Annotated in this window: 17 protein-coding genes and 3 tRNA genes; 17 read left to right on the top strand and 3 right to left on the bottom strand. The window is 74.0% G+C overall.

Annotated features, from left to right (window positions below):
- The first annotated feature begins 14 nt into the window (after positions 1-14).
- Positions 15-1,073 (top strand): hypothetical protein, encoded by a 1,059-nt coding sequence (locus tag ACFWPT_RS06045; protein ID WP_380479845.1) that lies wholly within the window; start codon positions 15-17, stop codon positions 1,071-1,073.
- Here the strand turns inward: ACFWPT_RS06045 and ACFWPT_RS06040 are convergent.
- On the bottom strand, positions 1,070-2,650 hold the full coding sequence (locus ACFWPT_RS06040) for an ATP-binding protein (protein ID WP_380479843.1): 1,581 nt from the start codon (positions 2,648-2,650) through the stop codon (positions 1,070-1,072). The genes ACFWPT_RS06045 and ACFWPT_RS06040 overlap by 4 nt on opposite strands.
- Positions 2,640-3,317 carry a response regulator transcription factor gene (locus ACFWPT_RS06035; RefSeq protein WP_380371273.1) on the bottom strand — a complete coding sequence of 226 codons (678 nt, stop codon included), beginning with the start codon at positions 3,315-3,317 and terminating at the stop codon, positions 2,640-2,642. The genes ACFWPT_RS06040 and ACFWPT_RS06035 overlap by 11 nt, the downstream gene beginning before the upstream one ends.
- 129 nt (positions 3,318-3,446) lie before the next feature.
- Between ACFWPT_RS06035 and ACFWPT_RS06030 the strand changes: the two genes are divergently transcribed.
- Complete coding sequence (locus tag ACFWPT_RS06030) at positions 3,447-4,868, top strand: DUF2079 domain-containing protein (protein WP_380479841.1); 1,422 nt, start codon at positions 3,447-3,449, stop codon at positions 4,866-4,868.
- 42 nt (positions 4,869-4,910) lie between these two features.
- On the opposite strand, the gene ACFWPT_RS06025 is transcribed toward ACFWPT_RS06030, so the two are convergent.
- Positions 4,911-6,041, bottom strand: coding sequence for a M48 family metallopeptidase (locus ACFWPT_RS06025; RefSeq protein ID WP_380479839.1), 1,131 nt, complete (start codon positions 6,039-6,041; stop codon positions 4,911-4,913).
- Positions 6,042-6,289: 248 nt separating this feature from the next.
- On the opposite strand from ACFWPT_RS06025, the gene ACFWPT_RS06020 reads away from it, so the two are divergent.
- The 15 genes from ACFWPT_RS06020 (at position 6,290) to ACFWPT_RS05950 (ending at position 22,104) form a co-directional block, all read left to right on the top strand.
- A complete protein-coding gene (locus ACFWPT_RS06020; protein WP_159398425.1) occupies positions 6,290-6,436 on the top strand; it encodes a hypothetical protein in 147 nt (48 codons plus the stop codon).
- A 152-nt stretch (positions 6,437-6,588) separates the two neighbouring features.
- Positions 6,589-6,744 carry a hypothetical protein gene (locus ACFWPT_RS06015; protein WP_167745857.1) on the top strand — a complete coding sequence of 52 codons (156 nt, stop codon included), beginning with the start codon at positions 6,589-6,591 and terminating at the stop codon, positions 6,742-6,744.
- A 124-nt stretch (positions 6,745-6,868) separates the two neighbouring features.
- Positions 6,869-7,501, top strand: coding sequence for a nicotinate-nucleotide adenylyltransferase (gene nadD / locus ACFWPT_RS06010; protein ID WP_063347543.1), 633 nt, complete (start codon positions 6,869-6,871; stop codon positions 7,499-7,501).
- 12 nt (positions 7,502-7,513) lie between these two features.
- The gene (locus ACFWPT_RS06005; protein ID WP_380479837.1) at positions 7,514-9,346 is read left to right on the top strand and encodes an LCP family protein; all 1,833 of its coding nucleotides are present in this window, start codon (positions 7,514-7,516) and stop codon (positions 9,344-9,346) included.
- Between the two features lie 130 nt (positions 9,347-9,476).
- Positions 9,477-9,935 (top strand): ribosome silencing factor, encoded by a 459-nt coding sequence (rsfS, locus tag ACFWPT_RS06000; RefSeq protein ID WP_063347541.1) that lies wholly within the window; start codon positions 9,477-9,479, stop codon positions 9,933-9,935.
- A complete protein-coding gene (locus ACFWPT_RS05995; RefSeq protein ID WP_063351096.1) occupies positions 9,932-10,579 on the top strand; it encodes a histidine phosphatase family protein in 648 nt (215 codons plus the stop codon). Before rsfS ends, ACFWPT_RS05995 begins: the two co-directional genes overlap by 4 nt.
- Positions 10,580-10,803: 224 nt before the next feature.
- Positions 10,804-10,876, top strand: a tRNA-Ala gene (locus ACFWPT_RS05990).
- Between the two features lie 43 nt (positions 10,877-10,919).
- Positions 10,920-10,992: transfer RNA gene (locus ACFWPT_RS05985), tRNA-Ala, on the top strand.
- Positions 10,993-11,359: 367 nt separating this feature from the next.
- A tRNA-Ala gene (locus tag ACFWPT_RS05980) sits at positions 11,360-11,432 on the top strand.
- Positions 11,433-11,529: 97 nt separating this feature from the next.
- A complete protein-coding gene (locus ACFWPT_RS05975; protein WP_380479835.1) occupies positions 11,530-12,831 on the top strand; it encodes a hypothetical protein in 1,302 nt (433 codons plus the stop codon).
- A 344-nt stretch (positions 12,832-13,175) separates the two neighbouring features.
- Positions 13,176-16,058 carry a leucine--tRNA ligase gene (gene leuS, locus ACFWPT_RS05970; protein ID WP_380378489.1) on the top strand — a complete coding sequence of 961 codons (2,883 nt, stop codon included), beginning with the start codon at positions 13,176-13,178 and terminating at the stop codon, positions 16,056-16,058.
- A 308-nt stretch (positions 16,059-16,366) separates the two neighbouring features.
- On the top strand, positions 16,367-17,167 hold the full coding sequence (locus tag ACFWPT_RS05965; RefSeq protein ID WP_380479833.1) for a hypothetical protein: 801 nt from the start codon (positions 16,367-16,369) through the stop codon (positions 17,165-17,167).
- A gap of 158 nt (positions 17,168-17,325) precedes the next feature.
- On the top strand, positions 17,326-18,171 hold the full coding sequence (locus ACFWPT_RS05960; RefSeq protein ID WP_063347537.1) for a DegV family protein: 846 nt from the start codon (positions 17,326-17,328) through the stop codon (positions 18,169-18,171).
- Between the two features lie 152 nt (positions 18,172-18,323).
- Positions 18,324-19,364, top strand: coding sequence for a ComEA family DNA-binding protein (locus ACFWPT_RS05955; RefSeq protein WP_380479831.1), 1,041 nt, complete (start codon positions 18,324-18,326; stop codon positions 19,362-19,364).
- A 115-nt stretch (positions 19,365-19,479) separates the two neighbouring features.
- Positions 19,480-22,104, top strand: coding sequence for a ComEC/Rec2 family competence protein (locus ACFWPT_RS05950; RefSeq protein WP_380479829.1), 2,625 nt, complete (start codon positions 19,480-19,482; stop codon positions 22,102-22,104).
- Positions 22,105-22,316: the final 212 nt, after the last annotated feature.

Here is a 22,316-nt window from a genome sequence, read left to right as displayed (position 1 = left end):
CTTACCCTGGTGTCATGGGTGACCCGCGAGAGCCTCCTGAGGGTGCGCCCGACGGTGGTTCCGGCAATGAGGACGAGTTCCGGTCCGTCGTCTTCGACGAGTCCTTCGTCCGGGCTGCCCGGATCCAGGAGCTGTCCGCCCGGGAGCGGCTGGCCGGGTCCTTCGGCCGGGCGACCCGCCCGCGGGTGCGGTTCGGCCCGCTGGGCAGCGTGCCGCGGCAGGCGCTCGCCCTGCTGCTGCTCGTGCTGCTGGCCTTCGGGGCCGCGGTGTACTTCGGGGTCAGCTCGCCGAACCGGATTTCGGCCCGGCCCGAGGGCAGCCAACTGACCGTCAGCCTGGTCGCGTTGAGCCCGGCCTCGGTGGTCCGGCCGGTCGCCGACCCGGCCAATCCGTTCGCCGCGCTGCCGGTCGGGTACAGCGACGGGGCGATCGGACTGGGCACCCCGACCGGGGCCGCCACCGAGCACTTCAGCCGGGTCGAGGTGACCAAGGCGCTCGACACCGTCCAGCGCTACCTGGTGGCCTCCTCGCTGGCCCCGGCCACCCTCGTCCAGGGCGCGACCGCCGATGTGCGGGCCTTCGTCACCCCCGGGGAGCAGGCCCAGTTCGACACCAGCGTGACCCAGCCGGTCGACGACCGGCACCACGCGCTGACCGGCTGGCTGGTGCGTTTCGACCCGGCGCAGGTCGCGCTGGCCGCCGACACCGTGAAGGTGACCGGCGCGATGCGGATCGACGAGGCCGACGGCGGCACGCTGCAGATCACCACCGACCACACCTTCGTCTACGCGCTGAAGCCGGCCGGAGCCGCGGCCGGTGCGCCCGTCACCCTGGAGACCGTCCGGCGGCAGCTGACCTTCCAGTTCGACCGGGTCGACCTGGCCTCGGCCCAGCTGCGGCTGGTGGACTCGGTGATCCAGGCCGGGCCGGAGCCCTGCACCACCTCGATGGCCGGCTTCCTCCAGCCGGTGCTGGCCACCCCGCAGGGCACCCAGGTCCCGCCGCCGGCGCCGATCGATCCGGGCAACCACGCGCAGCCGGCCTGGCAGGTGTGCGGGGTGCTCGCGCCTTAGGGCCCGTCCGGGGCGTCGGCGGCGAGCGGGAGGCGGACCACCGCGCGGGCGCCCGGGCCGGGCGGGGGCGGGTCGGTGAAGGCGGCGGTGCCGCCGACGCCGCGGGCGATCGAGCGGACCAGGGCGAGGCCCAGGCCGGCGCCGCCGGAGTCGCGGGAGCGGGCGTCGTCCAGCCGGACGAACCGGTGGAAGACCCGCTCCCGGTCCTTGGGCGGGATGCCCGGGCCGTCGTCCGTGACGGTCAGCACGGCGTGCCCGTCCTCGACGGTCACCGAGACGGCGACGGCGGTGCGGGTGTGCCGGGCGGCGTTGTCGAGCAGGTTGCGCACCAGCCGGCCGAGCCGCAGCTCGCTGCCCGGGACGGGCGCGGGCTCCAGGGAGACGGCCAGGAAGGCGGGCCCGCCGGTGGACGGGTGGGCGCGTTCGGCGACCTGCTCGCCGACCAGGTCGGCGAGGTCCACCGGCTCGCCGCCGAGCGGCCCGGTGGGCTCCTCGACGGCGGCGAGCAGCAGCAGGTCGTCGGTGAGCAGTTGTAGCCGCTCGGTGTCGGTGAGCGCGTCGCGCACCACCTGCGGCCACTCCACGCCCGCCGGGTGGGCCAGCGGGACCTCCAGCGAGTTGCGCAGCGCGGCCAGCGGGCTGCGCAGCTCGTGCGAGGCGTCCGAGACGAGTCGGCGCTGCTCGTCGATCGCGTGTTCCAGTCGGCCGAGCGTGGTGTTGGTGGTCTCGGCCAGCCGCGCGATGGCGTCCCGCGAGGGTGGCACCGGGACGCGTTCGTGGAAGGCCCCGGCGCCGATCCGGGCCATGCCCCGGCGGATCGACTCCACCGGCCGCAGCGCCAGGCCGGTGACCAGCCAGGCGATCAGGGCGGTGAACAGGGTCGCGGCGGGCAGCACGTAGCGCAGCAGGATGCCGGTGATCCGGTCCTCGGCCTGGTCGGCGACGGTGGGGTTGACCAGCAGGTAGACGGTGACGCGCTGCTCCGGCATGCCCAGGATGCCGGTGTACTGCCGCAGGGTCCGGGAGGAGACCGGGTCGGTGACCCGCTTGATCATGGTGACGTCCCGGCCGATGAGGGAGGGGCCGTTCTCCGGCAGGTGGAACAGCCGGGTGTGGTCGGGCAGGGTGATCCGGACCCGCTCGGTGTGCGCGGGGGAGACGTCCTGGGGGTAGGGCGGGAGGGGTGCGAAGGGTTCGGGCGGCAGGCCCGCGTACTCGCCCAGCAGGGTGTTGGCCCCGGTCTCTTTCTTGTCGGGGTAGATGGTGATGCTGCCCTGGCCGTCGGGGGCGAGCGGGAAGGCCACCTGGCCGTCGGCCAGGACCAGCAGGAACGACTCCTTCAGGGTCGAGGTCCAGGTCTGGGTGCCGGTGGTGATGTCGTGGGCGACGAGCTGGGCACTTTCCTGGGACTGCTTCTCGGCGACGGCCGTCCACTGGTCGTGGACCGCGCCGCCGACCCAGAGGGCGGCCACCGAGAAGGCCAGCACGGAGGCGAGGGCCGCGCCGAGGGCGGCGCGGATGCGGAGCGAGGAGCGGTGCCAGGGGCGCAGCAGCGGGCGGAGGCGGTCAGTGTGCATCGGGCACCAGCCGGTATCCGGCGCCGCGCACCGTCTCGATCCGGCAGCCGATGCCGGGCACGTCCAGTTTCCGCCGCAGGGCGGCGACGTAGACCTCGACGATGTTCACGTCGCCCCGGAAGGCGGCGTCCCAGACGGTGTCCAGGATGCCGCCCTTGGGGACCACCTCGCCGGGGCGGTGGGCCAGGCATTCCAGCACGGCGAACTCCTTGGTGGTGAGCCGGACCTGTCGGTCGGCGGCGGTGCAGCGGCGGGCCGCCGGGTCGATCCGCAGCGCGCCGACCGCGAGCACCGGCGGGCGGGCGGCGGCGCCGCGGCGCAGCAGGGCGCGCAGCCGGGCGGTGAGGACGACGTAGGAGAACGGCTTGCTGAGGAAGTCGTCCGCGCCGCAGTCCAGCGACTCGGCCTCGTCGTACTCGCCGTTCTTCGCGGTGAGCATCAGAATCGGTACGGAATTTCCGGTGGCGCGCAGTTCGCGGCAGACCTTGAAGCCGTTGAGGCCGGGCAGCATCAGATCGAGCACGATCGCCGAATAGGGCTCGGTGAGGGCGAGTTCGAGCCCGTGGACGCCGTCGTGGGCCAGGTCGACCGCGTATCCCTCGGCCGCCAGCCCCTGCCTCAGGGACTGCGCGAGCCGCTCCTCGTCCTCGATGATCAGTAGCCGCATGACGGACATCCTTGGGGGAATTACGTTTTCCCGCAACGGCCTTGACCGGCTTGCCCGGGATATCCGAGCTGAAGTTTTCCTCAGCTTTCCTCAGTTTCCCTTCAGTGGGGAATTCCTAGCGTCCGGGTCATGGATTTCCGACGTGTGCTGCCGTGGTCGGTGGCCGCCCTGCTCGCCCCGCTGTACGCCGCCGTCTCGCTCACCAGATACGGCCGGTTGGAGAGTTCGGGTTTCGACCTGGGCATCTTCGAGGAGGCGGTGCGCGCCTACGCCCGGCTCGAAGCACCGGTGGTCGCGCTGAAGGGCACGGGCTTCAACCTCCTGGGCGACCACTTCAGTCCGGTGCTGGCGGTGCTGGCGCCGTTCTACCGGCTCTGGCCGGGGGCGGGCACGCTGCTGGTGGCGCAGGCGGTGCTGGTGGCGCTGTCCGCGGTACCGGTGACGGCGTACGCGGTGCGGGTGCTGGGGACGGCGGGCGGGGCGGTCGCCGGGGTCGCGTACGGGCTGTCGGCGGGGTTGCAGAGCGCGGTGGCGTTCGACTTCCACGAGGTGGCCTTCGCGGTGCCGCTCGCGGCGGCCGCGGTGGTGGCGCTGGCCCGGGAGCGGTACGGCCCGGCGGTGGCGTGGGCGCTGCCGCTGCTGCTGGTCAAGGAGGACCAGGCGCTGCTGGTCGCGGCGGTCGGCGGCTACGTGTGGTGGCGCGGGCGGCGCCGGCTGGGGGCGGTCACCGTGCTGGCGGCGGTGGCGGCCGGCCTGCTGGTCACCCTGGTGGTGATTCCGGCGCTCAACCCGGGCGGCGAGTACACGTACGGGCACATGGGGGAGTACGGCGGCGGGAACCCGCTGGCGCGGCTGCTGTTCCCGGCGGTCAAGGCGCTGACCGTCCTGCTGCTGCTGGCGCCGACGCTGCTGCTGGCGCTGCGCTCGCCGCTGGTGCTGCTGGCGGGCGTGCTGCTGGCGGCCCGGTTCTGGGTGGACAATCCGGCGTTCTGGCGCACCGGGCAGCACTACGACGCGGTGCTGGTGCCGCTGCTGTTCACGGCGGGGCTGCACGGGGCGGGCCTGCTGTTGTCCCGGCTGTCCCGGCTGGGCCGGCTGGGCCGGGGGCTGCCGGTGGCGGCGGGGATGCTCGCCGTCACGGTGGCGCTGACCGCGACCGGCCCGGTGGCGGGCGTGCTGTCGGGGGACGCCTGGCGGGGCGACGGGCGGGCGGCGCAGGTGCGCCGGGTGCTGGCGGTCGTCCCGGACGGCGCCCGGGTGGCCGCCGCCAACCGTCTGGCGCCGCAGCTGACCGGGCGCTGCACGGTGTCGCTGTTCCCGTACCTGACGCCGCCGGGCGGGCCGGGTGGTGCGGGCGGGCCGGGCGGCTGGGGGCGGCCGGTGGCGGAGTGGGTGGCGGTGCTGGAGGAGCCGGACGGCTTCCCGGTGCCGGTGGCGGAGCAGCGGCGGTTCCTGGCCGGCCTGGTCGACGGCGGCGGGTACCGGCGGGTGGCGGGCGGGGCCGGGGTGGCGGTGTACCACTGGCAGCCGGGGCAGGCCGACGGCCGGTGACCCCGGGCGGGGTGCACCGGCCGTCGGCGCGGGTGCGGGGGGTCAGCCGTCGGTGCGCTCGCCCCGGTCGGTGCGCTCGCCCCGGTCGGTGCGCTCGCCCCGGTCGGTGCGGCCGTCCTCGCGGGTGGCGGAACCGCCGCGGGAGCCGCCGGTGAACGTGTCGGCGAAGGTGTCGCGGAGCTTGCCGCCGACGGTCGCGGCGCCGCCGGCCACGTCGCGGATCAGGCCCATCAGCGGGTCCTTGCTCTCCTTCACCGAGGTCGTGTAGTGGTCGGCGGCGGCCTTCCACTGCTCGCCGACCGAGGTGTCCGGGTCGTCCGTGCGGCGCGGGTAGGCGCCGGCCAGGATCGAGCGGTACTCGTCGCTCTCCGCCCACTTCTTCAGCTGGGCGACCCGTACCACCGCGAACGGGTGGCTCTGCGGCAGCAGCTGGAGCAGCTTGAGCACGCCGTCGCGCAGGTCGCCGGCCTTGTCGTACTCCTCGGCCTGCTCCAGGAAGGCGTCGACGTTCAGTTCGGCCAGGTTGTGCCCGCCGGCCAGTTTCATCAGGGCGCGCATGGACGCCTGGACGTCCTGCCCGGCGAGCAGGCCGGCCCGGTCGCTGGACAGCTCCGCCTTGCGGAACCACTCCTTGAGCGCGGTGACGATCGCCATGATCGCCAGGTTGCCGAGCGGCACCCAGGCGACCCGGGTGGCGATGTTGGTGAGGATCATCAGCATCGTCCGGTAGACCGCGTGGCCGGACATCGCGTGGCCGACCTCGTGGCCGATGACCGAGCGCAGCTCCTCCTCGTCGAGCAGCTCGATCAGGCCGCTGGTGATCACGATGATCGGGGTGTCGATGCCGATGCAGTGCGCGTTGACCGTCGGGTCCTGGGTGACGTACAGGTCCGGGACCTGCTCCAGGTCGAGCACGTAGGCGGCGTCGCGCACCATGTCGTACAGCTCGGGGAACTGGCGCTCGGAGGTCTTCACGGCGGTGGCCAGGAACATCAGCCGGATCGAGCGCTCGGACACCAGCCCGGCGAGCTTCCTCAGGACGTCGTCGAAGCCGGTGAGCTTGCGCAGGGCGACCAGGGCGGAACGGTCCGCGGGGTGCTCCCAGGCGCGGGTGGAGATGTCGGGGAAGCGCTGGCGGCGCCGGCTCGGGGTCTTCGCGGTCGGGTCGGTCATGGTCTGAGTACCTCCTGGTCGACGGCGGCCCCGGCTCGGCGGCCGGCCCCCGCTGGTCTACGCCTGCAACGACTGTCCTTGCAACGTCCGCGGTTGCGTACTCGTCCCCACGGGCAGCGTACGCGCGGGCCGGGCCACGCCGCAGGGGCCGGTGGGCGGCGCCGGTGTGAGGCCGGTCTACCCTGAATGTCCTGGAGAACCGAGACCGGATCCGGCCGCGGTACCGAGCAGTTCGAGGAGCCCCGCAGATGTCCACCGACGCGCTTGTCAGCCTGGCCGCACCCATCTCCAACGAGGCCGGCCCGGGCCTGTTCCTGCGGATCATCGTGGTGGCGTCGTTCGTCGGCGTCGGCCTGCTGGTCTGGATCATGGCGCGCGCCTTCCGCGGCAACTGAGCACCGCCGCCCCGGTTCGGGCTCACGCCCGGTCAGCGGCGGTGGGCCGCCGAGCGGTTGCCGGGTAAGCCCCCGTACGATGACAGGTGGGCCTTCACCGGCCCGGAAGAACCCCTGGTCCGTTCACCCGAGCCGAGAAGGTCCCGCCGACCATGAACACTGCCGCCGCACTCCCCGTCCTGAACCTGCTCGCCGAGAGCGAGGGGGGCAACCACGAGAGCCTGAACCCGTACCTGACGGGTGGCGCCGCACTGTTCATCCTGGCGCTTCTGCTCTTCGTGACCACCCGCTTCAACCGGGACCGCTGAGCCGCCTCCCGGGGCCGCTCGGGGAGCGTCCGGCGTACCGGCCGGCCGCTCCCTCACGCGTCTTCGGACAACCCCCACCCGGGCGTTCCCGCACCGTAACGGGCGTCGCGTAAGGTGTGGCGGCATGGGAGAGCAGGCCGGGAATCCCGGCGGACCGGAACCGGTGAAGAAGCGCCTCGGGGTGATGGGCGGCACCTTCGACCCGATCCACCACGGCCACCTGGTCGCCGCCAGCGAGGTGGCGAGCGCGTTCCACCTGGACGAGGTGATCTTCGTGCCGACCGGGCAGCCGTGGCAGAAGAGCGACCGCCACGTCACCCCGGCCGAGGACCGCTACCTGATGACGGTCATCGCCACCGCCGAGAACCCGCAGTTCTCGGTCAGCCGGATCGACATCGACCGCGAGGGCCCGACGTACACCGTCGACACCCTGCGCGACCTGCACTCCCAGCACCCGGACGCCGACCTCTTCTTCATCACCGGCGCCGACGCGCTCGCCCAGATCCTGTCCTGGCGCGACTCCGACGAGCTCTTCTCGCTCGCGCACTTCATCGGGTGCACCCGCCCGGGACACACCCTGTCGGACGCCGGACTCCCGGTGGGCGGGGTCTCCCTGGTCGAGGTCCCCGCGCTGGCCATCTCCTCCACGGACTGCCGCAACCGGGTCGCCAAGGGCGAACCGGTCTGGTACCTCGTCCCGGACGGCGTGGTCCGCTACATCGACAAGCGGGCGCTCTACGCGCCGCACCGGACCTGACCAGGAGCGGGCGTGACCGAGCGAAGCGGCGGAGGCCGGCAGCACCAGCACCAGCAGCAGCCGGAGGACTGGTCGACCGGGCAGTACCAGCAGTACCAGGGGGGCTACCAGCAGCAGCCCGAACAGGTCCCGGAGCAGCAGCAGTACGACCAGTACGGGCAGCCGGTGTACACGGGGGACCCGTACGGCGGCTACCAGGAGCAGCAGCCGTACCAGGCGTACCAGCAGCCCCCGCAGCAGCAGTACGACCAGCAGCAGTACGACCAGTACGGGCAGCCCGTGCAGGCGTACCAGCAGCAGGGGGGCTACGGCTACCAGGACCCGGCGTACGGCGCGTGGGGGTCGCCCGGGCCGGAGGCCGGGGGCGGCTACCAGCAGCAGGCCTACCCGGCGGCGGGTGCGCCGGCGGCGGTCGAGCCCGAGGCCGTCGTCGCGCCTGCGCCCGCCGCGTCCGCGCCCGGCGCCCCCGCGCCGCCGCGCCCGCGCGTGCCCCGGCCCGCCGCCGAGGCGGCGGGCGCCAAGCCCGAGCCGCCGTCCGAACTGGTCGGCGGGGCCCGGGCCGGCAAGGCCGGCGGCAAGCCTGGAGGCAAGGCCGCCAAGGACGACTACCCCACGGACGAGTTCACCTTCGTCGACGAGGAGGGGGAGGAGTCCGAGGACGTCATCGACTGGCTGAAGTTCGCCGAGTCCCGCAGCGAGGTGCGCGCCGAGCGCCGCCGCCGGCTGCGCAACCGGCTGATCGGCCTCGGCGTGGTGGTGGCGCTCGCGGCGGCCGGCACCGGCGGCTACCTCTGGTTCACCGGCGACAAGCAGACCGCGGCGAGCGCGGCCGGTCCGCGCCAGGTCAGCGTGGTCCACCTGCGCGACCTCCAGGGCAAGGTCTCCAGCGCGCTGCTGGTCAACGACTCCACCGGGAAGAAGGGCACCGTGCTCCTGCTGCCCGACACCCTGCGGCTGCCCGGCCCCGGCGACCCGCCGGTCACCACCGTCGGCCAGGCCATGGACAGCATCGGCGCCTCCGCGACCCGCGACGGCCTGTCCACCGTGCTCGGCGCCCCGGTCGCGGGCACCTGGCGGCTGGACACCCCCTACCTGGAGATGCTGGTCTCCCAGCTCGGCGGCGTCCGGGTGGACACCAACGCCGAGACCCACGAGGGCGGCAAGCCGGACGGCAAGCTGCTGTCCGCGGCCGGCAAGAACACCCTGCTGAACGGGAAGGCCGCCGTCGCGTACGCCACCCTCCAGGCGTCCGGCGAGAACCGGGACGCCCAACTGGCCCGGTTCGGACAGGTGATGGACGCGGTGGTGCGCACCATGCCCACCGAGTTCAAGGACGCCAAGGACGACGTGCACCGGATGAACGCGGTGCTCGACCCCTCGCTGCCCGAGGACGCCCTCGCCGGAGTGCTCGCCCAGCTCGCCCAGCAGGCGAAGGACGGCCACCTCGGCACCACCGCGCTGACCGTCAAACCGGACGGCGGCCTGGACGAGGCCACCGCCGGCAAGCAGGTCAAGGACGTGCTCGGCGGCACCGTGAAGTCCGCGGCCTCCGCCGACGCCCCCGCCCGGGTCTCGCTCCAGGACGCCACCGGCAACGACCAGGCGGCGGCCGCCGCACAGGTCCAGATCGTGAACTCCGGCCTGACCTTCCTGCCCGGCTCCAAGACCGCCGCGCAGGCCGCCAGTGAGATCCGCTACACCGACGACGCCCGGCAGGCCGCGGCGAAGTCGCTGGCGATCAGCCTCGGACTGCCGGACACGGCGGTGAAGAAGGTCGGCGACGCCCAGAACGCGGACCTGGTGGTCGTGCTCGGCAAGGACTACCAGCCGCCGAAGAGCCAGTAGGCCGCGGCCTCCGGCCCGGGCGGCCCCGGAAAAGCGTTCCGGGGCCGCCCGGGCGGCGTGAGATCCTGGAAGGCGACCCCCGGCCAGGAGCCAGGGGTCGCCCCCCAAGCCGCCGAGCCGGAAGAACACCGTGACCGTCACCGACCACAGCCAGCAGCTCATCACCGTCGCCGCGCAGGCGGCGGCCGACAAGCTCGCGCACAACATCATCGCCTTCGACGTCAGCGAGGTGCTGTCGATCACCGACGCCTTCCTGATCGCCTCCGCCAACAACGACCGCCAGGTCCGGTCGATCGCCGAGGAGATCGAGGACCAGCTGCGCGAGCAGCTGGACATCAAGCCGGTGCGCCGCGAGGGCGAGCGCGACGGCCGCTGGATCCTGCTCGACTACCTGGACATCGTCGTGCACGTCCAGCACTCCGAGGAGCGCTCCTTCTACTCGCTGGACCGCCTCTGGAAGGACTGCCCCGAGCTGCCGCTGCCCGAGGACGCCCTGGCCACGCGCAACCGGCCCGACGCCCACACCGACGAGGCCGGCAACGTCGTCGCCCCGGCCGACGACTTCGGCAAGCCCGAGGACCTGCACTGAGCCGGGACGGGCGGGGGCCGCGCGTCGTCTTCTGGCGCCACGGCCAGACCTCGTGGAACCTGGAGTCCCGCTTCCAGGGCACCACGGACATCGAACTGACCGACCAGGGCGTCCTCCAGGCCCAGCGGGCGGCCCGGCTGCTCTCCGGCCTGCGCCCCGACCTGCTGATCTCCTCCGACCTCACCCGGGCCAAGCGCACGGCCGAGGAACTGGCCGAGGTCACCGGCCTCGACGTGCAGCACCACGAGGGCCTGCGGGAGACCTACGCGGGCTCCTGGCAGGGCCTGACCAACGCCGAGATCCGCGACCGCTTCCCGGAGGAGTACGCGGCCTGGGCGGCCGGCGAGCCGGTGCGGCGCGGCGGCGGCGAACTGGCCACCGAGGTCGCCGACCGCTCGGTGCCGGTCGTGCTGGAGGCCGTCGACAAGCTGCCGGAGGACGGGACGCTGGTGGTGGTCAGCCACGGCGGCACCATCCGCACCATGCTCGGGCGGCTGCTGGACCTGGACCCGGTCCAGTGGGAGTGCTTCGGCGGGCTGTCCAACTGCTGCTGGTCGGTGCTCGGACAGGGGGCGCGCGGCTGGCGCCTGCTGGAGCACAACGCGGGCACGCTCCCGCAGCCGGTCATCGGCGACGACACCTGAGCGACGACGCCTGAGCGATGACGCCTGAGCGACGGGCGCGTCGCGGGGTGGGGTGGGGTGCGGGCGGGGTTGCGGGCATGCAGGGGCTTGCCGGGGGCTCGCCAGGGGCGTGCAGGGGCTTCGCAGGGGCGGATTTCGCAGTTCCGGCCCTGACCAGCTAGAGTTTTCCTCGTTCGCAGGGAAGGAACGCGGCCCGGAAGGGAAGCGGGAGATCCGACGACTGCGGGGCTATAGCTCAGTTGGTAGAGCGCTTGCATGGCATGCAAGAGGTCTGGGGTTCAATTCCCCATAGCTCCACTCCGCACCAGCGATCCTGTTCGATCAGGAGCGCCCGTGTCGCGGGGCTGTAGCTCAGTTGGTAGAGCGCTTGCATGGCATGCAAGAGGTCCGGGGTTCAATTCCCCGTAGCTCCACAGTAGTTGAGAGGCCGTCACCCATCGGGTGGCGGCCTCTCGCGTTGCCGGGCCGCCTCTGTGGGTCTGCCAGTTCCCGTCGCCGGGGCGCCTCCGGGGTGACCTGCGGGCCCGGGGGTGGCAGTGCGGGTCCCGAAGTGGGGGCGCGGGCCCCGGGGGCGGGAGCGCGGGTCTCGGGGTGGGAGGCGCGGGCCCCGGGGGCGGGAGCGCGGGTCTCGGGGAGGGGGAGCGGGGGCCTGAGGGAGCGGGAACGCGGGCCCCTGGGAACGGATTCGTGGAGCACCCCCGGGACCGTGTAAAGTGGGCGATGTCGCCGAGGGAAACCGGACGGAAACGGTCGAAAGCCTCCGGTGACATCGCAGGTCAAGGGGCTGTAGCTCAGTTGGTAGAGCGCTTGCATGGCATGCAAGAGGTCCGGGGTTCAATTCCCCGTAGCTCCACAGCAGTCGAGGGCCGCCTCCCGAAATGGGAGGCGGCCCTTCGGCGTTCTGCGCATGCCACCGGCGCAAGGGCGGGAAGGACCGCTACCGTCGTTCCATGGCCGATCTGGAGCGAAGGCGGAACGAGGAACTGGCCCGGATACTGCACCAGCTCGGCTGGAGTCCGGAACGGCTCGCCCGCGAGGTGAGCCTCGCCCTGCCGCCAGGCCTGGCCATCAGCTCCACCGCCCCCTACAAGTGGCGCGACCGCGGCATGGTGCCGCGCAGCCCGCACGACCAGACCGTCTGCGAAGTGCTCAGCCGCACCCTCGGCATCGCCGTCACCTACGAACAGCTCTGGGGCCGGATGGGCGGCCACCGGGGCGCCAAGATCCTCTCGCCCCGGCTGCTCACCGACCCGTGGACCGCCGACACCGCCCAGACCGCGCTGCGCGAGGCCGCCACCGACGCCGGGCCCGTCCGCCTCACCGACCTCTTCCGCGGCGCCGACCTCGACCAGGCCGCCGAACGGCTCGCCTCCCCGCCCCCGCCCGTCGGGGGCGGCGAAGGGGCGCTGCGCATCGACCCCGGCCTCGTCGGCGACCTCGGCCTGTCCTACCGCAGCAAGCAGCGGCTCGAACGCTCCTGCGGCGGCGGACTCGTCCTCGGCCCCACCCGGGCCGAACTCGCCATGCTGGCCAAGCTGCTGGAACTCGGCGCCTACGACGAACGGGTCGGCCGCGAGCTGTACGGCACGGCCAGCCGGCTCGCCCGGCTGGCCGGCTGGGCCGCGTACGACCTCGGCCACGACGCGGCCGCCCAGCGCGCCTTCGTCGCCGCCCTGCGGGCCGCCCACGTCAGCGGCGACGCCCGGCTCGGCGTCGCCGTGCTCGGCGGCCTGGTGGTGCTCGCCACCCAGGGCACCGGCGGGCGCGGCCTGGACGCCGTCGCCGCGCTCAACACCGCCCTGGCCCGGCACGGCTCCGTACTGAGCCCCGCCGGCCGGGCCCGGCAACTCGGCCGGATCGCCCGCGCGCACGGCCGCCGGGGCGAGGCCGAGCAGGCCGAGGCCGCCGCCGCCCGGGCCTTCGCCGAACTCGACGGCGTGCCCGGCACGGAGGCGGCCCGCGCCGAACTCGCCGGGATGGTGGGGGAGGGCCGGCTGGCACTCGGCCAGCACCGGATGGCCAAGGCGCTGCTCGCCGAGGCCGTCGCCGGGCTGGGGGCCGGCCGCGGGCGGTCCAAGGCGCTGCTGATGGTCCGCCTCGCCGAGACCCACCGGCGCCTCGGCGACCAGCGGGAGGCCGCCCGCACCGCGTCGCTCGCCCGGGCGCTCGCGGCGGGCATGCAGTCCGAGCGGCTGGCGCGGGCGCTGCGCGACTTCGACGCGGCGACGCGGGCGGCGTCGGCGGGGCGGTGAGGTCTGTGTGTGGCGGGGCGGGGGCGGCGTCGGTGGGGCGGGGGCTGCGTGTGGTGGGGGGCTTCTCGGGTCGGCGGTGAGGTCCGTGCGGGGGCGGGCCCGGGGCCGTCGGGCCCCGGTGGATACCCGGGAGCGCGCTGATCTGCTTGCGGTACCCTGAGCCCATGCGAACCGTGCGCCTGCTCCTTAGCCGGCCGCGCTGACCAGGACCGGTTACGCCCTCGGGCGGTGCCGGAGTCGGCGTGGCGTCCCCTCCTGCGAGGGGATTTTTTGTTTTCCGCCCCCGTTCACGGGCCGGCCGTGTCCGCGGTTCGCCAACTGACATCGATGGAGCTTGAAGGACCATGAGCGAGACGACCCCTGCGTCCGGCACGGCCGAGACCGCGACCGAGCCGTTCCGGTACAGCGCCGCGCTGGCGGCGGAGATCGAGTCCCGCTGGCAGGACCTCTGGGAGAAGGAGGGCACCTTCAACGCCCCCAACCCCGCCGGTGCGCTGGCCGACCCGGCGGCCGGAGACGTCGCCGCGAAGCCGCACAGCTTCATCATGGACATGTTCCCGTACCCCTCGGGCGCGGGCCTGCACGTCGGCCACCCGCTGGGCTACATCGCCACCGACGTCTACGCCCGCTACCAGCGGATGACCGGCCACAACGTGCTGCACACGCTGGGCTACGACGCGTTCGGCCTGCCCGCCGAGCAGTACGCGGTGCAGACCGGCACCCACCCGCGGGTCTCCACCGAGGCCAACATCGCCAACATGCGCCAGCAGCTGCGCCGGCTGGGCCTGGGCCACGACCCGCGCCGCTCGATCTCCACGATCGACCCGGAGTACTACCGCTGGACCCAGTGGATCTTCCTGCAGATCTTCAACTCCTGGTACGACGAGCAGGCCGGCCGGGCCCGGCCGATCGCCGAGCTGATCGCCCGGTTCGAGTCCGGCGCGAAGCCGACCCCGGACGGGCGCCCGTGGGCCGACCTGTCCGCCGCCGAGCGCGACGAACTGCTGGGCGAGTACCGGCTGGCGTACTCCAAGGAGGTGCCGGTCAACTGGTGCCCCGGCCTGGGCACCGTCCTGGCCAACGAGGAGGTCACCGCGGACGGCCGCTCCGAGCGCGGCAACTTCCCGGTGTTCAAGTCCAACCTGCGCCAGTGGATGATGCGCATCACCGCGTACTCCGACCGCCTGATCTCCGACCTGGACCTGCTGGACTGGCCCGAGGCCATCAAGCTCCAGCAGCGCAACTGGATCGGGCGCTCCGAGGGCGCCCGGGTCGACTTCGCCGTCGACTCCGGTGAGAAGATCACCGTCTTCACCACCCGGCCCGACACCCTGTTCGGCGCCACCTACATGGTGCTGGCCCCCGAGCACGGCCTGGTCGACTCGATCGTCCCGGCCGCCTGGCCCGCGGACGTGCCCGCCGAGTGGACCGGCGGCGCCGCCACCCCCGCCGAGGCCGTCGCCGCCTACCGCGCCACCGCCGCCGCCAAGTCGGACGTCGAGCGGCAGGTCGAGGCCAAGGTCAAGACCGGCGTCTTCACCGGCGCCTACGCCGTGAACCCGGTCAGCGGCGCGTCCGTCCCGGTGTTCATCGCCGACTACGTGCTGATGGGCTACGGCACCGGCGCCATCATGGCCGTCCCCGCCCACGACCACCGCGACTTCGCCTTCGCCCGCGCCTTCGCGCTGCCGATGCGCTGCGTCGTCCAGCCCACCGACGGGCGCGGCGAGGACCCGGCCGCCTGGGACGACGCCTTCGACACCTACGACTCCGTCATCGTCAACTCCTCCCGGGACGGGCTGACGCTGGACGGGCTGGGCGTCGTCGACGCCAAGGCCGCCGTCACCGCCTGGCTGGCCGAGCGCGGCATCGGCGAGGGCACCGTCAACTACCGTCTGCGGGACTGGCTGTTCAGCCGCCAGCGGTACTGGGGCGAGCCCTTCCCGATCGTCTACGACGAGGACGGCGTCATGCACGCGCTGCCCGAGTCGATGCTGCCGGTCGAGGTCCCCGAGGTCGAGGACTACTCGCCGCACACCTACGACCCGTACGACGCCACCTCCTCGCCCAAGACCCCGCTGTCGCGCAACGAGGCCTGGGTCAACGTCGAACTGGACCTGGGCGACGGCGTCCGCACCTACCGGCGCGAGACCAACACCATGCCCAACTGGGCGGGTTCGTGCTGGTACGAGCTGCGCTACGTCGACCCGTCGAACTCCTCGGCGGTCGTCGACCCGGCCAACGAGAAGTACTGGCTCGGCCCCACGGCCACCAAGCCGGCCGGCGGCGCCGACCTGTACGTCGGCGGTGCCGAGCACGCCGTGCTGCACCTGCTGTACGCGCGCTTCTGGCACAAGGTGCTGCACGACCTGGGCCACGTCTCGTCCGTCGAGCCGTTCCACAAGCTGTTCAACCAGGGCATGATCACCGCCGACGTCTACCGCGACGAGCGCGGCTTCCCGGTGCCCGCCGCCGAGGTCGAGGAGCGCGACGGCCAGTACTTCTGGCAGGGCGAGGCCGTCAAGCGCGAGGCCGGCAAGATGGGCAAGTCCCTGAAGAACGCCGTCGCCCCCGACGAGATCGCCGACGAGTACGGCGCCGACACGCTGCGCCTGTACGAGATGTCCATGGGCCCGCTGGACGTCTCCCGCCCCTGGGACACCCGCGCCGTCGTCGGCTCGTACCGCTTCCTGCAGCGGCTGTGGCGCAACGTCGTCTCGGAGGCCACCGGCGACCTGGTCGTCACCGAGGAGGAGCCGGACGAGGCGACGCTGCGTGCCCTGCACAAGGCGATCGACGGCATCCGCGGCGACATGGCCGGGCTGCGGTTCAACACGGCCGTCGCCAAGGCGATCGAGCTGAACAACTACCTGGTCAAGCGCGGCTCCACGCCGCGCGCCGTGGCCGAGCAGCTGGTCCTGATCGTCGCGCCGCTGGCCCCGCACATCGCCGAGGAGCTGTGGCGCCGGCTGGGCCACGACGAGTCGCTGGCGCACACCGACTACCCGGTCGCCGACCCGGCGTACGTGGTGGACGAGACGGTGACCTGCGTGGTGCAGCTCAAGGGCAAGGTGAAGGCCAGGCTGGAGGTCGCGCCGACGATCTCGGACGCCGAGCTGGAGGCGCTGGCGCTGGCCGACCCGGCCGTCGTCGCGGCGATCGGCGAGGCGCCGGTGCGCAAGGTGATCGCGCGGGCGCCGAAGCTGGTGAACATCGTCACGGGCTGAGGCTGAGAGGCTGCGGTTGAGGTCGGTCGGCTGCGGTTGAGGTCGCGCGGCTGATGTCGGTCGGCTGGTAGTCGGCCGGCTGAGGCTGCTGGGGCGGGTGTCCTTCGGGACGCCCGCCCTTGCTCGTGTCCGGGGCCCTGGGAGGACCCTCGAACCCTCGGGGAGATCCCCGATCTGTCCCTGATCTCCGCCGCCCGGGCCCGTTCCGTCCGCCCCGGGCCCGATCCGGCGGCTACCGTGGAACCCTCGGCAGTACGGCCCGCGTTGGGTCCGGTGGGGGCCGAAACGGTGGCGGAAGGTGGCTCGCGATGGACGCGTTCGGCGTGATGATCGGCCTGGTCCTGCTCTTCGGGATCGCGGCGTTCGTCCTTGCCGTGGTCGGCACGGTCAAGGCGGCGAAGGCCGTCGCCACGAAGATCGGGCGGCACGAGGCCAACGCCCGGCGCGCCGTGGAGAACGCCACCCTCAAGGCGAAGACCTTCACCAAGGTCGGACCGCCCGGCCAGATCGCCGCCGTCCGGCTCGGCCTGCGCACCTCGCTCGACGGCACCCGGCAGGTGCTGGAGAGCGGCCTCCCCCAGGACGGCCAGCTCGGCGAGTCCCTCGCCCTGCTCGGCAGGCTCGACGCACACGCCGCCGAACTCGACGGCGAACTGCGGATGCTGGAGCGGGAGCCGGACACCGCGCGGATCGCGGCCAAGCTGCCGGAGCTGCGCGAGCGCGCCGAACGGATCACCCACTCCGCGGAGACCATGCGCTGGGCCGCGCAGGACCGGATGCACCGGTTCGCGGACGACGAGCTGAGCCGGCTCAGCCAGGAGTGCGAGAGCGAGGCGGGGGCGCTGCGGCACTGGGACACCTCGGGGGAGTCGTCGTCCGCGTCCGCCTCCGGCTCCGCTGCTTCCTCCGCGTCCTCCGCGTCCTCGGGTTCGGGGGCGTCCTCGGGTTCGGGTTCTGGCTCGGGGGCGGCCTCCGGGGGTGCTGCGCGGGCCGGGCTGACGGACGGGAAGGGCCGTCCGAGCGCCGAGGAGCTCCTCGGACTCGCCGACCCGCTGGCCAAGCTGGCCCAGCGGCTGCGGAAGCCGTCGGCGGGGCCCACGGCAGGCTGAGCTGAGCCGAGCCGAGCCTGAGCCGAGCACCCCGCGCCGGGTGCTGCGGCCGTGCTTCGGCGGGTGCTGCGTGCTTGCTCCGGCGGCGCCCTCGGGGCCTTTCGGGGCTCGCACCCGGGCGCTGTCCTCCCGGACGAACGGGGAGTAATCTCCGCCTCATGCCCTCTGACCTCGCACTTGTCACCGACTCCACGGCCTACCTGCCGCAGGAGACCCTCGACCGGTACGGGATCACGGTGGTCCCGCTGAGCGTCGCGGTCGGTGACGCGGTCCTGTGCGAAGGCGTCGAGATCTCCCCCAAGGACGTCGCCGAGGCGCTGCGCGACAAGCAGCGGGTGACGACCTCCCGACCGAACCCCGAGGCCTTCGCCGCCGCCTATCGGGCCGCCGCCGAGGCCGGGGCGAAGGGCATCGTCTCGGTGCACATCTCCGGCGAGCTGTCCGGCACGGTGGAGGCCGCCCGGCTGGCGGCCGCCGAGGCGCCGGTACCCGTGCGGGTGGTGGACAGCCGACTGGTCGGCATGGCCCTCGGATACGCGGTGCTGGCGGCGGCCGAGGCGATCGCGGCCGGGCGGGACCTGGCGGAGGCGGCCGAGGCCGCCACCCGGCGGGCGGCCGTGACCAGCGGGTTCTTCTACGTCGACACCCTGGAACACCTGCGCAGGGGCGGCCGGATCGGGGCGGCGCGGGCGCTGCTCGGGTCGGCGCTGGCGGTCAAGCCGCTGCTGCACCTGGACGGGGGGCGGATCGAACCGCTGGAGAAGGTGCGCACCGCGTCGCGGGCGATCGCGCGCTTGGAGGAGATCGCCGTCGAGCGGTCGGGGGGCGGGGAGGTCGACATCACCGTGCACCACCTGGCGGCCGAGGAACGGGCCGAGCCGCTCGCGGAGCGGCTGCGGGCCCGGGTGCCGGGGCTGCGGGAGCTGTACGTGGGCGAGGTGGGGGCGGTGATCGGCGCGCACGTCGGGCCGGGGCTGCTCGCGGTGGTCGTCGCGCCGCGCTGAGCGGGCCGGGCGTGCCGTGTCGCGGGCTCTGGTCAACTCTTCGTGGCGCTGATCACTCGTGTGAGTGATCTGTTTTGTCCACAACCCCTGAGTTATCCACAGGGGTTCGGTAATTTCTGCGTACTCTGCCGAGGACTCCTACCGTCCTCGGCATGACGACCATGGGCCTGGGCGCGGCGAAGCGCCACGAGATCAACGAGACCGTCCGGCTGCGGATGGCGGCGCTGCTGCCGACCGGCGGCGGCGTCGCGGGAGATGGGGCGGGAGCAGAGGCCGGGGCGGGCGGGCCGGTGGGCTCCGGTGCCGCGATGGGCGCGCTCGCGTCGACCGGGCCGCCTTCGGGCGCGGTTCCGTCCGGGGCGGGGGAGCGGCCTCCGTCGGCGGGGCCTGCGCCGCCTGTGCCGCCTGTGCCGTTGGAGCCGGTCAGGGCGGGCGGTGACGCGGATCCGCCGGGGCCGGGGGCCGGGTCGGGCCTTCGATTCGGCTCGGCGATGGCACTCGACCGGCGGGCGGTGGCCGGGTTGGCCGTCCTGCTGCTGTTCGCGGTCGGCTACGCCGTGCAGCACTTCTGGCTGGCCAGACCGCAGGCGGTGGCCGTGCCGGCGTTGGCGTCCGCCCCGGTCTCACCGGTCCCACCGGTCTCGCCGGGGGTGGAGGGGGTGGCGGGGGCGGCATCCGCGTCCGTGCCGACTCCGGCCTTGGGCCCGGGCCCGGCCGCGGTCTCGGTGGCCGATCCCGTCGGCCCCGGGGGCGGGGCGGTCGTCGTGGTCGACATCGGCGGGCGGGTTCACCTCGCCGGCCTGCACACCCTGCCCGGCGGCTCGCGGGTGGCCGACGCCCTACGGGCGGCGGGCGGTCCGCTGCCGGAGACGGACACCCGAAGCCTCAACCTGGCCCGGGTCCTGACGGACGGTGAACAGATCCTGGTCGGCGAGCCGGCTCAGGCCTCCGCCCCGGGAGCCGGAGCCGGCAACGGACCGCCGGCGGCCGGCACGCCCAGACCGCCCGTCAGCCTCAACCGCGCCGGCCTCGAACAGCTGGACACCCTCCCCGGCGTCGGCCCGACCCTCGCCCAGCGCATCCTCGCCTATCGCACGTCGCACGGCTCGTTCCGCACGCTCGACCAGCTCCGGCAGGTCAGCGGCATCGGGGCGCGCACGTTCGCGGAACTCCGTCCGCTGCTGACCCTCTGACCTCCCCGTCCGTCCCCTTGCCCGCCTGTTCTCCCGCCCGTCCGTCGTCGGCCGTCGTTGCTCGTCGTCGTCGTCGTTCGTCCGTCGCCGCCACCCGCCGAAGGGAGGTACCGCCGTGCCCGCCACCACCGAACCGAACCTGCCGAACCGCTCCACCGGTGCCGACTTCCGGCTGCTGCTTCCCGCCGTCTCGGCCTGGGTGGTGACGGCCGCGCTCCTCGGCCTGGAGCCGGGGTACGACGTCCTCGCCTTCGGCCTGGCGGGTGCCGCCGCGCTGGCGGCCGTCCTGCTGCTCGTCAGGCCCGCGCTCCCACGCCGACGCGCAGCGGCGGTGACCTTGGCCGCCGTCCTGCTCACCGGAGCCGCCGCCGCGGTGGCCACCCCGCTGCACACCGCCGATCTGCACCGGGGTCCGCTGCCGGAGCTCGTCCGAGCGGCCGAGCACGCCCCGCCGCGATCTCCGGGCGAGCCCGCTCGGGTGGTGGAGGCGGAGCTGACCGTCGCGGGGGACCCGAAGTCCCACGCGGCCCGGGGCGGGACCACCGGCGGGCAGACCCTCCTCACCGTCGACGCGGTGGCCGACCGGGTCACGCTCCTGCCGGACGGGCGCAGTACCCGGACGCGAACCCCGGTGACCGTCATGGTCCGGGGCGCGGAATCCGGGCCCTGGCAGGGGCTGCTCCCGTCGGAGCGGCTGGTGGTGGAGGCCGAGGTGCGGCCCGCGGGAGACGGCTACGACACCGAGTGCGCGGCGCTGCTGGTCGTCCACGGCCCGCCCCGCCGCCTCGCGCCGCCGAACCTGCCGCAGCGGATCGCCGGGCGGCTGCGTGCCGGTCTGCGCACGGCCAGCGACGGGCTCCCGCCGGACGCGCGCGGGCTGCTCCCGGGCCTGGTCGTGGGGGACACCTCGCGACTGCCCGACGACCTTGAGGACGCCTTCCGGGCCACCGACCTGGTGCACCTGGTGGCGGTGAGCGGGGCCAACCTGGCGATCGTCCTCGGCGCGCTGCTGGGCGCCCCGGGGCAGGCCGGCACCCCGGAACGGCGCGGGCTGGCCGCGCTGCTGGGGCTCTCGCTGCACACCAGCGCGCTGCTCGGGACGGCGCTGACGCTGGCCTTCGTCGCCGTCTGCCGGCCGGAGCCCAGCGTGCTGCGCGCGGCCGGGACGGGGCTGATCGGCATGCTCGCGCTGGCCACCGGCCGGCCCCGGCAGGCGGTGCCCGCGCTCGCCGGGGCGGTCCTGGTGCTCGTCCTGCTCGACCCGTTCCTGGCGCGTTCCTTCGGATTCCTGCTCTCGGTGCTCGCCACGGCCGGGCTGCTCGTCCTCGGGCCGCACTGGGCCGAGGCGCTGCGGTCCCGGCGCTGGCCGCACCACCTGGCGGGTGCCCTGGCGGCGACGGCCGCCGCCCAGGCCCTGTGCGCGCCGGTGACGGTGGTGCTGTCCGGGCACGTCAGCCTGGTCGCGATCCCGTGCAACCTGCTGGCCGAACTGGCGGTGGCCCCGGCGACCCTGCTCGGCTTCGGGGTGCTCGTGCTGCAGCCGCTCCTCCCGGACCTGGCCCGCCTGCTCGCGGAGCCGGCCGGAGTGCCGGTCGGCTGGCTCGCCCTGGTGGCGCGGCGCGGCGCCGAACTTCCGGGCGGCCAACTCTCCTGGCCGGGCGGGTGGTTCGGGACGGCGACGGTCGCGCTGGCCACCCTGGCGGCCTGCTGGGTGATGCCGCTCCTGCTGCCACGGCGAGCGCCGTCCGGCAAGCCCGTCCGTGCCCGGCGGCGGTGGGTGCGGGCGCTGGTGACGGGGGTGCTGCTCGTGGTCCTGCTGGCCGTGCTGCTGCGGCCACCACAGCTCACCCGGATCGCGACCGGCTGGCCGCCGCCGGGGTGGCGGATGGTGATGTGCGACGTGGGCCAAGGGGACATGCTGGTGCTCGCGGCCGGTGCACCGGACAGCGCGGTGGTGGTCGATGCGGGGCCGGATCCGAACGCCGCCGACAGGTGCCTGCGGGATCTGGGTGTCACGGAAGTGCCGCTGTTGGTGGTGACGCACTTCCACGCCGATCACGTCGAGGGTGTGCCGGGGGTGGTCCGGGGCCGCCGGGTCGGAGCGATCGAGGGCACGACCCTGGACGATCCACCGGGTGAGGCGGCCCGGGTGGCGGGCTGGGCGGTCGGTGCCGGAGTCCCGCTGCTGCGCGCGGGGCGCGGTGAACGGCGCTCGGCGGGCCCGGCGTTGTCCTGGGAGGTGGTCTGGCCCGACGCCGGGGCGGCTGTCGAGGCCCCGGGGGCGAACAACGCGAGCGTCGCGCTGCTGGTGTCGGTGGCGGGCGGACTGCGGATGGCGTTGCTCGGGGACCTCGAACCGCCTGCCCAGTCGGCGCTGCTGGGCCGGTTGGGGCGGGTGGACGTCCTGAAGGTGGCGCACCACGGATCGGCGCATCAGGACTGGGCTTTGACCGGTGCGTTGCGTCCCCGGCTGGCATTGATCTCGTGTGGCGAGGGAAACGCGTACGGGCATCCGTCCGTGCGGACGGTGGACCGGCTGCGCGCGCTGGGTGCGAGCGTGCTGCGCACCGATCGGGTGGGCGACATCGCGGTGACGGGCGGATCGCCGGCCGTCCTCGGGGTGTCCGTGCACCCGCAGGCGGCGCACGAGGCGCGCAAGCCCCGCTCGCACGCTGCGGACGGAGCGCCCGCCTCCCGTACCGGGCGGGGCTCGCACACCCCGCGAGCCCCGCCCGGCTGACCCCGCCCTCCTCTCCTCCCAGCCATCAGGTGGGGAAGGGGAAGGGGAAGGGGAAGGGGAAGGGGTTGGGGTGGGGAGGAGGGAGGGGGCGGGGGGCGGGGCGGGGCCCGGAGAACGATTGCGGCGCGCGCCCCGCCCCCCCCCCCGCGCCCCCCAAAAAAGGCACCCACCCAAGCCGCGCACACCAAAACCAAAAAACACCCCAAAATGCC

Source organism: Kitasatospora sp. NPDC058478, assembly GCF_042720345.1.
Lineage (GTDB): Bacteria > Actinomycetota > Actinomycetes > Streptomycetales > Streptomycetaceae > Kitasatospora.
The sequence above is the reverse complement of the archived record's forward strand: the minus strand, read 5'-3'. Positions and strand labels throughout refer to the sequence as shown.